General features: G+C 71.8%; 4 protein-coding genes. 2 read left to right on the forward strand and 2 right to left on the reverse strand.

Features of this window, described 5'->3' with window-relative positions:
* Positions 1–94: 94 nt before the first annotated feature.
* Both ACIBAE_RS10110 and ACIBAE_RS10115 read right to left on the reverse strand, forming a co-directional pair.
* Positions 95–4,345, reverse strand: coding sequence for a carboxypeptidase regulatory-like domain-containing protein (locus tag ACIBAE_RS10110; RefSeq protein WP_399283631.1), 4,251 nt, complete (start codon positions 4,343–4,345; stop codon positions 95–97).
* Between the two features lie 297 nt (positions 4,346–4,642).
* The gene (locus ACIBAE_RS10115) at positions 4,643–7,042 is read right to left on the reverse strand and encodes a lamin tail domain-containing protein (protein ID WP_399283812.1); all 2,400 of its coding nucleotides are present in this window, start codon (positions 7,040–7,042) and stop codon (positions 4,643–4,645) included.
* Between the two features lie 482 nt (positions 7,043–7,524).
* On the opposite strand from ACIBAE_RS10115, the gene ACIBAE_RS10120 reads away from it, so the two are divergent.
* Both ACIBAE_RS10120 and ACIBAE_RS10125 read left to right on the forward strand, forming a co-directional pair.
* Positions 7,525–8,877, forward strand: coding sequence for a prenyltransferase/squalene oxidase repeat-containing protein (locus tag ACIBAE_RS10120; protein ID WP_399283633.1), 1,353 nt, complete (start codon positions 7,525–7,527; stop codon positions 8,875–8,877).
* 209 nt (positions 8,878–9,086) lie between these two features.
* Positions 9,087–11,258, forward strand: coding sequence for an MMPL family transporter (locus ACIBAE_RS10125; protein ID WP_399283635.1), 2,172 nt, complete (start codon positions 9,087–9,089; stop codon positions 11,256–11,258).
* The last annotated feature ends 34 nt before the right edge of the window (positions 11,259–11,292 follow it).

The following is an 11,292-nucleotide window of genomic DNA, read 5'->3' on the forward strand; positions in this document are numbered from 1 at the left end:
GAGAAGGCGTCGCGAGGCCCGGTGGACGACGTCACGCCGCCCCGCCGGGACGTGCCCGGCGGGGCGGCGTGGTCTTAACGCTTCTCGGGTGTGGTCACTGCTTCTTGAGGACGAAGTCCTTGACCGTGACCCTCCCTTCCTTCACGGTGGCGTTGCCCTTGGCCGCCTTGTAGCCGGGCCGGGTGACAGCGAGGCTCAGGCGGCTCCCGGAGGTGTCCGGGGTGAGGGTGTAGACACCGTCCGGGTCCGTCGTCACCGTGTACGACGCGTCCGCCGAGGTGATGGTCACCGTGGCCCCCGCCAGCGGGATGGTGTGGCCCTTGGTGTCCTCCCCCGAGACCGTGCCGGTGATCCGGGCCGGCGCGGGTCCCGGCTTCACCGTGAAGGTGACCGGGACCGCCGGGGTGGCGTACGGGGTGCTGGTGTACGCCGCGAGCAGGGCCTGGTAGTCACCCGGCCCGGTGATCTCCTTCGCCGAGGCGTCGAAGGTCAGGGTGACCGTGGCCTTGGCGCCGGGGGCGAGTGTCAGCTTGCCGGGGTCCGCCGTGAGCCAGGGGGCCGCCGGCAGGTCGGCGGTGCCGTAGCCGGGGAGCAGCTCCACCGTGGCGGTCGGGGAGGTGGCGGGTCCGTACGCGCCGCCGACCTTGTAGAAGCCCAGCGCGGAGCCGGCCCGGAAGTCCGCCCGCTTGGCGCCCGCGAGGGCCGACCACGTGTTGGTCCGAGGGTCGTACATCGCGCCCTGGTTGTTGATGATGTTGCTGCTGACCCCGCTGGAGATGAGCAGCATGCCGTTGGCCGCGACGGAGAAGGCGCCCCAGCGTCCCTTGGGGATGTCGGCGAGCTTCGTCCAGCTGCCGGCGGCCGGGTCGAGGACATAGGTGGAACGGACCTCGCCCCGGGCGCTGTCGAGACCGCCGGAGCAGTAGATCTTCTGCCGGATCGCGCCGCAGGCCTGCCAGGAGACGGGCTCCGGGTAGGAGGCGGCCGTGCTCCAGCTGTCGGAGGCCGCGTCGTAGACCTGGACGTCCGTGCTGCCGCAGGTCGTCTGGAGGCAGCCGCCGATCACGTACAGCTTGCCGTCGAGCACCACGCTGCTCGACGCCGCGTACGGCGTCGGCATGGGGGCGCCGGTGGTCCAGCGGTCGGTCTTCGGGTCGTAGATCTCGGTCTTGCTGTCCGGGACGCTGTTCTCCATCCACCCGCCGGTCGCGTACAGCTTGCCGTCGATGAAGCCGTGCGCGACCTGCTCACGCGGGTCGGCCGCCGGGGCCAGCTGGGTCCAGGTGCCCTCCTTGGGGTCCAGGCGGAGCAGCTCGCTGGTGTCGTCCCAGCCGTAGAAGCCGAACGCGGAGTAGATCTTGCCGTCGTAGGCGTCGGCGGCGTTGTCGGAGATCCCGGTCTCCAGGTAAGGGCCGAACTCCCAGGCGGTGCCGGGGACGTTCGGTGCGGCCGGTTCGGGCGCGAGGGCCCGCCGGGCCCCCTTGGGCTGGGTCCCCCTGGGCTGGCTCCCCTTGCGCCGGGCCGCGCCCGCCGAGGACAGCGGCGAGATGTTGTCGGCCCTGATCTCGATGAGCGGTGTGCCGGTGCTTCCCGTGCTGCCCGCGCTGCCGGTGCTTCCCGTGCTGCCCGCACCGGCGGTACCGACGGCCTGGGACTCCAGTTCGACCGTAGCGGGGGCCGTGCCGGTGTTCTTCACCGTCAGTTTCTCGGTGACCTTCTTCCCCTGCTCGGCGGTGCCGGTCACCGACTCCTTGGTGAAGGCCAGCCGCCCCGCCTTCATCGCGTACGAGGCCTCGGTGACGCCGTCGGCGGCGACCTTCAGGCTCGTGGCGCTGTCGGCGTAGAGGTTCTTGGCGCCGGTGAACGTCTGCTCGCCCGGCTGGGAGAACAGCCAGTAGAAGCCGTCACCGAGTCCCGGGTCGTCCGGGGTGGCCGCCGAGGTGGCCGGGGCGCCGGCCTGACCGGTCGGGGTGACGGTCGTTCCGGGGAGCGGCGCGCGGGTGTTCGCGTCGGTCGCCTGCCCGACCACCAGACCGCCCGGGAGCGTCTCCAGTGTGCGCGTCGTGACGGCGAAGTCGTCGATCTCCCACCACCAGCTCCAGTCGGCGGTGTAGTGGAAACGGAACCTGGCGCCCCGGGTGCCGGCGTACGCGTCGAGCGGATAGTCGATGGTGGCGGGACCGTAGATCTCGCTGGTGAACTTCAGGATGTTCTGCCAGGTCGAGCCGCCGTCGGTGCTGATGTCGACGCCCGCGCTCTCGACGCCGGCGGGGACGAACTCCGTACGGAACGACAGGACGGGCGCCGTGGTGGCGGTGGCCTCGGCGAGGTCGAAGGCCGGGCTGATCAGGCTGCTGTCCTGGTGGCCGCCCTGGTCGTAGAAGAAGCTGTCGACGATCGCGAAACCGCCGTCGCCACCGGTGTCGTTGGTCATGGCGCTGGGGTTGTCGAAGGCCCAGCCGCCGGTGGTGCCCTCGGCGTTCCGCACGCTCCAGCCGTCCGGCGTCGTACCGGAGTCGAACCGTTCGGTGGCGCCGGTCGTCCTGACGGCGTAGCCCGGTGTCGTCTCCGACCAGAGGTCGGCGGCCAGGGCGAAGTCGGCGGTCGTGGCCGACCTGGCCATGGTGACCTTCCGGGTGACAGGCCGGTAGCCCGGGTAGTCGCTGGAGACGGACACCGTGTAGTCGTGGCCCTCGGGCAGCTTCACGCTGTACGCGCCGGTGGCGGGGTCGGTCCGGACGGGACCGCCGGGCATGCCGTCCACGGTGATCCTGGCGTAGAGCGGCCAGCCGTGCGCGGAGCCGTCACGGACCGTGCCGGACAGCTTGCGGCTGGGCACCGGCTTCAGTGCGAAGTCCTTGGTCAGCGAGGAGTTGTCGGTGACCGACAGCCCGCCGGCCGTGCCGGTGGCGTAACCGTAGGCGTCGACGGCGAGGTCGTACGTACCGGCCGGCAGGGTGAGCGAGTAGCCGCCGTCCGCCGACGTACGTACGACCGTGCCCAGGGCGTCGACCGTGGCCTCCGCGAGCGGGAGGCCGGTGGCGCTGTCGGTCACGTGGCCGGAGACCTCGCCGTACGCGCCGGCGCGGAACGCGGCCGGACCGTTGGGGGTCCCGAGGCCGGTCGGCGCGTCGTAGCCGGTCGCGGCGGAGCACAGATAGGCCGGGGAGCAGACGCCGTTGGTCCCCGCGGTGACGTCGTTGAGGCCGAAGCCGTGGCCCGCGTACGGGTAGGCGTTGGGATAGGTGCTCTTCACCGGGGTCCCGGCTCCCGCGTAGACGCCGGCGATGATCGGGGCCGAGGCGCTGGTGCCGCCGAAGACGTTCCAGCCGCCGTTGCCGAAGGAGTCGTAGACGGCGACGCCCGTGGCGGGGTCGGCCACCGCGGCGACATCGGCCACGGTACGGCCGGCGCAGCCGGAGTCGGTCTGGAAGGCCGGCTTGGCCTGGTACACCGAACACCCTGAGCCGCCCGCGCTCCACGCCTTCTCCGCCCAGCCGCGGCCCGTGTCCGGGTCCTGGACGAGAGCGGTGCCGCCGACCGAGGTGACGTACGGGGAGGAGGCGGGGAAGGAGACGCCGAAGCCGCTGTCGCCGGAGGAGGCGACGACGGCGACACCCGGGTGGTTGTAGTGGGCGCCGTACAGGCCGGCCTGCGAGGGGTCCTCGCCGCTTCCCGGGGTGTCGTCGTAGAGGGTGCCGTACGAGTTCGACACGTACTTGGCGCCCAGGGCGACCGCGGTGTCCACGGCGGCGCCGAGGTCCTCGAAGCCGGCGCTGTCCGCCTCGACGAGGAGGATGCGGGCGTTCGGAGCGACGGCCGAGACCATGTCCAGGTCCAGGGCGATCTCACCGGCCCAGTCCTGGTCGGGGACCGGGTACGCGGTGCCGCCGCGCTGGTCGACCTTGGTCAGGCAGCCGTCGGCGGTGGTGCACTCCGGCAGGCCGTACTGCTGCCGGTAGACGGCCAGGTCCGCTTCGGCGGTCGGGGCGTCGTACGCGTCGACGATGGCGACGGTCTGGCCGGCGCCGCCGTCGGCGGGCAGGTTGTAGGCGCTGCGCAGGTCGGCGGGGCCGTAGCCGTCGGGGGCTCCGGCGGCCCCCTTCCGCAGGCCCTTCACGGGCCGGATGTCGGTGCGCCGCAGCGCGAAGCAGGCCGCCTCGCCCGGCTCGGGGGCGGGGCAGGACGCCTCGACGCCGGGCCGGCCGCGCGCCCCGTCGGCCGCCGGGGCCGCGTCGGCTATGGACTGCGGGCCGAACCCCGCGAGGGCGCCGGCCGCCAGCAGCGCGGCTGTCGCGGCGGACAGGGTCCGCCGCAGGGGTCTCTTACGTCTTATGGTGCGCAACACGGGCTCCAATGGCGTCGTGGCCGACCACAGCGGAACAGGCCGACGCGAGCCTAAGGATCATGACCGGGACATGACGCCTGCCGTGTGCATGCACCTGGTCAAAAATATGTTCCGCTCGTATTTCCCAGCGGGAGTTCACGGGGCAGATGTCCACAGAACGACCGGCTGAGCGGCACGCGACGACCGCCAGGACGGACCGCGACGTGGTCCGCCAGGACGGACGACGCGGAAACAGATGTGGCGTGTGCGCACCCTGCCCGGGGGGCGCCCACGCCACACGCGAAGCGGAGCCGGTCAGCGCAGGCGGGCGACCTGGGGGTCGTGGTCGCTGGCCTGCTCGGCGAACTCGGCGTTGATGTGGACCACGTCGTAGTCGGGCTTCTTGATGCCCGGGCTGGTCAGGATGTGGTCCAGGGTCTGCGAGTTGCCGTCGTAGACGTAGCTGTACCGCTCGCTCTTCGGCAGGGTGCTCATCAGGTCCTTGAGGACACCACCGTCGGTCAGGGCGGCGAGCGGCGCGGAGAACCCGTAGTCGTTCAGGTCACCGAGGACGACGACCTTGGCCTTCTTGTCCTTGGCCAGCAGGCTCGCGACGAAGGTGTTGACCTCCTTGGCCTGCGCCAGGCGCTGGATCTCCGAGCTCAGGACCGGGGGCTGGAACCGGCCGTAGATCGGCTGGTCGCCACCCTTGGAGTTGAAGTGGTTGCCGATGACGAAGTACGGCTCACCGTGGAAGGTGAACTCGCCGACGAGCGGCTTGCGGCTGCTCTTCCAGGCCGTCGAGGTCGGGTTGATCCGGCCCGGCGACACGGAGAGCGTGACTTCCTTGCCCTTCTTGCTGTTCGTCACGGCCTCGACCGCCGTGGTGGCGTCGCCGCCCGGACGGTCCACGAAGGAGACGCGCTTCGGGTTGAAGAGGAAGACGTTGCGGATGTTGCCGCCCGGCTCACCGCCGTCGAGCTTGTCCTGCGGGTCGATCCCGCGCCACTCGTACGCCGGGCCGCCGGCCGCCTTGATCGCGTCGGTGAACCGGGCGAGGGTCTTGTCGGCAGCGACCGTGCCGTCGTCCTTGGCGCCGTTGTTGTCCTGGATCTCCTCCAGGCTCAGGATGTCCGGCGACGCGAGGTTCTTGACGACGGCCTTGGCCAGCTCGTCGAACTTCGACTGCGGGTCGGTCGGGTCGAGGTTCTCGACGTTGTACGTCGCGATGGACAGCTCGTCCTCCTCGGCCTGACGGGTCACCTCCCGCTGGATACCGCCGGACTCGACCGTGCCGAGCTTCGTGGTCTGGACGCTGTAGCCGCCGTAGTTGGCGTAGTCGAGGACACCGGTGCTGTCGCCCGCGAGGGTGTCGCCGACATCGGCCTTGATCTGCTCGCCCGTCAGCGAGGCGACGAGGAGGCGGCCCTGGTTCACCTCGTCGTACGCGTTGTAGAGCGTGCCGCCGCGCGAGGTCTTGTTCTGGCTGGGCTTGGTGGTGATCCAGGTCTCGCCGTACGAGTTGGACGCGCCCACGACCCGGCTCGTGCCGACCCGCACGAGCATCCCCTCGCGGGACTCCAGCCAGTCCAGCGCGTACTTGGTGGGACGCAGCGCCAGCTTCTCGATGTTGCCGTCGGCCTGGTTCGGCGTCGGGGAGTAGACGTCGGCGAGCGTCTTGTTGTCGATCAGCTCGGCCGCGGGCAGGGCGTTGCCGGAGGATACGACGGTGGTCGTCGGTCCGGTCAGCTCGGTGACGGACTGTCCGCCGGTGCTCGCGCCGCCCGGGTAGTACTCGGAGATCTTGCCGGTGACGACGACGGAGTCGCCGACCTTGACCTGCGGGGTGACCGAGCCGGTGAAGACGAAGACGGCCTCGCTGGTGGACGGGTCCGTGTCGGGCCGGGTGTCCTGGATCCAGAAGCCGCGCGAGGAGCCGGTGGCGCGGATCGCGGTCACGACGCCGGGCACGTTGGTCACCGTCGCCCCGGCGTACGGGGAGAGCCTGGTGGTGCCCTGGATGTCGTGGATGCGCAGGTCGCCGGGGGTGGGGTCGGCGGGCGGGGTCGGCGGGGTCGGGTCGCCGCCGTTGCCGCCGCCCGCGCCCGCGCTGTTGCGGGGGGACGGGGTCGCGCCGGAGAGGTCGGCCGCGTTGTTGTCCGTGTCGGTGAGGGCGGCGTTCCGCGTGACCGAGGTGGTGTTGCCCGCGCCGGTGGCCGGCGAGCCCTCGCGTACGACGGCGGTGCCGAAGCCGACGAGGTCCTTGATGCTGCCGTCCGCCGCGCAGTCGGCCGCGGTCAGGCAGGTCAGCGGGGTGGTGGAGTGCACCAGCGCGATGGTGCCGCTGGTGCCCGACAGGGCGATGGTGCCGGCCGCGTCGGGCGCGGGCAGGGCGGTGTCGCCGCCGGTGCCCTTGGACTCCTCGACGAGGTAGCTGCCGCCCGCCGGGATGGCACCGCTCAGCGGGGTGGCCTGCCACTTGGAGGTGCCGGTGGGGGCGCCGCTGAGGTACTGCACGGACCAGCCGGTGAGGTCGAAGGCGGCGTCGCCGGAGTTGCCCAGCTCGACGAAGTCGTGGGTGAGGGTGGCACCGGAGTTCCCGCCGCCGCCGTACACCTCGGCGATCACCGCGTCCGGGGACGGGGTCGCCTGAGCCACGAGCGGGAAGGCGACGAGGGATCCGACCAGGCCGGCGGGGAGCGCGAGGGCGACCATCTTGGCCCGCCGGCCGCGGAAGGCCGCAGGTATGGATGAGGGCACGATGAACTCTTTCTCTAGCGTGTTCTCCATGGCGTTCTCTCGCCTGTGCGCCACGCGTCGGGCCTCGGCAATTCCGGCGCGGGCAACCGCACATGCAGCCGCGCGTGGCCTGCGAACGTGGTGTGCGGGAGAGGTGTGAGAAGTCGAAAGTCGGCTCAAGGTACGCGCGTAGATACGCTCCCAACAAGAGGCGGGGCACTCCAAGGCGTAAGTGTTTACCGACCGTTCGCCGGATTTAACCCGCCACCGCGACGGCGGAACCGGACCGGAACAGGAAGCCGCGCGGCGGGGGCGGGCCGGCGCGGGCACGCGGCCGGTCCTCCCGGGGGCGGGCGGCAGCCGGCCGGTAGAGTGGCCGGAATCGTCGAGGTGCAGGGGCCGGAGCCTGGTGACCGCGTACCCCGCGCCCGGCTCCCGCAGGAGAGGCCACGCCCGCCATGATCACCGTACGCCGCAGCGCGGCGGCGCTCGTCGTATCCGCCGTGCTGTCCCTGGCCCTCGCTCCGGGCGCCGTCGCGGACGAGGCGACCGCACGCGCCCTACCTCCCTCCGCCGCCCCTTCCTCCGCCGCCCCCGCCTCGGCCGCCCCTTCCTCCGCCGCCCCTTCCTCCGCCGCCGTGCTGCCGCCGGGCCTGTACGGCACGAAGGACCCCACCCGCGACGGTGTCTGGCGGCAGTCGCTCGCGATGCTCGGTCAGTTCACCAGCCACTTCCGGCCCGCGAACGAGGCCATCCGCTGGCTGAAGGCGCAGCAGTGCGCCAACGGCGCGTTCCCCACGTACCGCGCCGATCCCACCGCCCCGTGCGACGTGACGACGGCACTCGACGTCGACGCCACCGCCGCCGCCGTCCAGGCACTGTCCACGCTCGGCGGCCAGCGGGCCCCCATGGACCTGGCGATGAACTGGCTGCGGTTCGTACAGAACGAGGACGGCGGCTGGGGCCCCTCCCCCGGTACGCGGAGCGACGCGAAGTCGACCTCGCTGGTGATAGGAGCGCTGACGGTCGCGGGGGTACGGCCCAGCTCGGTGCTGTCGGTGCATTACCGGAATCCGTACGACGCGCTGGTCGGTCTCTCGATCCCGTGCCACGCGGGCACCGGCGCCGGTGCCTTCGCGTTCCGGCTGGACGCGTCCGGGAAACCGGCCGGTGCCCGGGCCGACGCCACCGCGATGGCGGTCCTCGGCGGGATCGGCAAGCGCATGGTGACCTCACCCGTACCGCCGGGTCCCGCGCCGTCCTGCGTGACGACCGCCGACCCCGCACCGGAGCGGGCGGCCCGCAACGGCGCCGCCTATCTGGCGGGCGCCCTCGCGGCGACGGGACATCTCGACCGCCTGCCGCCGCCCGGCACCGCCGGGACCGGCGCGCTGCCGCGGCCCGACCCCGGAAGCACCGCGAACGCGATCGTCGCCCTGACGGCCGGCGGATACGGGGACCAGGCGAGCGGCGCCCTGGAATGGCTGAAGAAGAACTCCGCGGCCTGGGCTCAGGAAGCGGGGCCGGCCGCCTACGCCCAGTTGATCTTCGTCGCCCACACGACGGACACGGACCCGGGCGACTTCGGTGGGATCGATCTCGTCGAGCGGCTCAACGCGACCGGGCCCACCCCGAAGGCCGTACCGCTGACCCCCGCCGAGCTGGCCGCCGCCTCGGCCGCCAAGAAGAGTCAGGCCGTCGCCGGCGCCGAAGACAGCCTCGCCGTCGCGTGGATCATCGGGGTCGGCCTGATCGCCGTCACCGGGATCGGCCTCCTGCTCCGTGGCCGGAGGGCCGGCCGGCCCGTGTGACCGTGGCCCCCGCCCTCGCATAACGGCCCGCGCCCTTCCGTAGCGGCCCCGCCCCCGCGTAACGGCCCGCGCCCTTCCGTAGCGGCCCCGCCCCCGCGTAACGGCCCGCGCCCCCACGCCCCCTGATCGCCGGTCCCCGATTGGCGATCTTGGTCGTGCCGATCAAGGCTGAGGGGACGCACCGGGGGGGCGACGGGAGGGAACCCCACATGTTCGCCGGTCTCGGCCGCCTGGTGGTCCGCCGCCCCTGGTGGATCATCCTCACCTGGGTCGTGGCGGCCGCCGCCGTCATCACCCTCGCGCCCACGCTGACCTCCGACAACGACGAGGCGAGCTTCCTCCCCAGCTCGTACGAGTCCATCAAGGCGTCGGACGTCCAGAAGAACACCTTCCCCCGGCAGAAGAACATCGGCGCGGTCATCGTCTTCCAGCGCTCCGACGGAAAGAAGCTCACGACGGCCGACTCGGCGGAGATCGCCAGGATCTCCAAGAGCCTGCAGGCGCGGCGGATTCCGCAGGTCGACAGCGTGGTGCCGGGCCCGCCGTCACCCAATCGGCTGGTCCAGACGTCGGTCGTCGCGATGCCCCGGGTGAACAACCCCCAGAACAACACCGCGCAGGAGGACGCGGTCAAGACGCTGCGGCACGATCTGCGGGCCGATCTGAAGGCCACTCACCTGACCGGCGGGATCACCGGCTCCGCCGCCCAGGCCCTGGACCAGAAGGACTCCTCGAAGCGCGCCGGGCTGCTGGTCGGCGGCGGCACGGTCGTGATCATCATCGTGCTGCTGTCGCTGATCTTCCGCAGCCCCATCATCGCGCTGCTTCCGGTCGTACTGATCGGCCTGATCACGCCCATGGCGACCGGTCTGATCGCCTCCGCCAACAAGGCGTTCGACCTCAAGGCCGACTCCTCGGTCGCACAGCTGCTGACCGTCGTGCTCTTCGGGGTCGGCACCGACTACGTCCTGTTCCTGCTCTTCCGCTACCGGGAAGCGCTCCGGACGGGCGAGGATCCCCAGGGCGGCATGATCCATGCCGTCGAACGCGTCGGTGAGGCGATCGCCTCGGCCGCCGGGGCCGTCATCGTCGCCTTCCTGGCCCTGACGCTGTCCTCGCTCGGCCTGCTCCGCTCGCTGGGCCCGGCGCTCGCCATCGCCGTCTTCATCACCCTGCTGGCCGGTCTGACGCTCGTACCGGCCGTGGTGTCCCTGCTGGGGACGAAGGTGTTCTGGCCGTCCAAGGCGTGGCGGCGGGAGCCGGAGGGTACGGGCTTCGCCCGGCTCGGCGCGTCCATCGCCCGGCGGCCGGTGGTCTGGGTGGTCCTCTCGACCCTCTTCATGGGCGTGCTCGCCCTGGGCGCCCTCGGATACCGGGCCAACTTCGACCTGGCGTCGTCCTCGATCCCGTCCGACAAGGAATCGGTGGTCGCTCAGCGGAATCTGGAGAAGGGATTCCCGTCGGGCACCACGGACCCGACCTTCGTGTACCTCGAATCGACGACGGGCAAGCACCTCCCGGCCTCCGGCACCCGGGCCTTCCGTACGACGCTCCAGGAGGTCAAGGGCGTCGGTACGGTCGCCGCTCCGCTGCTGAACCCCGCCGGCACCGCCGCCGCGTACGCGGTCGTCCTCACCGACGGTGCCGCCTCCGACAAGGCGCTGGCCACCGTCAAGAACCGGCTCCGGCCGGACGCGCACCAGGGGGCCCCGCCGGGCACCAGGGCCCTGGTGGGCGGGACGACGGCGGTGTACGTCGACATCAACAAGGCCGTCGACCGCGACTACGCGGTGGTCTTCCCCACAGCCGCGGTCGTCATCATGGTGATCCTCGGTCTGCTGCTGCGCAGTCTGGTCGCGCCCTGGTACCTGATGCTCTCGGTGGCGCTCGGCTTCATCGCGACCCTGGGGGCCACGACCCTGATCTTCACGAAGCTGGGCAGCCAGCCGGGCCTGTTCTTCATCCTGCCGGTGATCATCTATCTGTTCGTGGTCGCCCTGGGGACGGACTACAACATCCTGATGGTGTCGCGCCTGCGTGAGGAGGCCCGGGAGGGCCGCGACCCGCGCGACGCGGTGGCCACGGCCCTGCGCCACTCGGGCCCCACGATCGCGGCGGCCGGTGTGATCCTGGCGGGCACCTTCGCGACCCTGCTGCTGGCGGGCAACTCGACGCTCTCGCAGATGGGCTTCTCCCTGTCCTTCGGCATCCTCGTGGCGGCCTTCGTGATGGCGATGCTCTTCACCCCGGGCCTCACCGCCCTGATCGGCCGCGCGGCCTGGTGGCCGGGTCACGCGGACATCGCGGAGGCGGGCGGGGCGGGGAAGCCGGACGGTGCGGGGAAGCCGAACGGCGAGGAGCCGGGGGACGGCCGCCTCTGAGGAGCGGCCGTTACCCCGGCGCCACCCCTGAGGC

This window comes from Streptomyces sp. NPDC051569, from assembly GCF_044454085.1.
GTDB lineage: Bacteria > Actinomycetota > Actinomycetes > Streptomycetales > Streptomycetaceae > Streptomyces.

What these genes read in the sequence shown, in the direction of transcription:
- ACIBAE_RS10115 (WP_399283812.1), bottom strand. Translation starts at nt 7,042, where the DNA reads ATGGTCGCCCTCGCGCTCCCCGCCGGCCTGGTCGGATCCCTCGTCGCC.
- ACIBAE_RS10120 (WP_399283633.1), top strand. Translation starts at nt 7,525, where the DNA reads ATGATCACCGTACGCCGCAGCGCGGCGGCGCTCGTCGTATCCGCCGTG.
- ACIBAE_RS10125 (WP_399283635.1), top strand. Translation starts at nt 9,087, where the DNA reads ATGTTCGCCGGTCTCGGCCGCCTGGTGGTCCGCCGCCCCTGGTGGATC.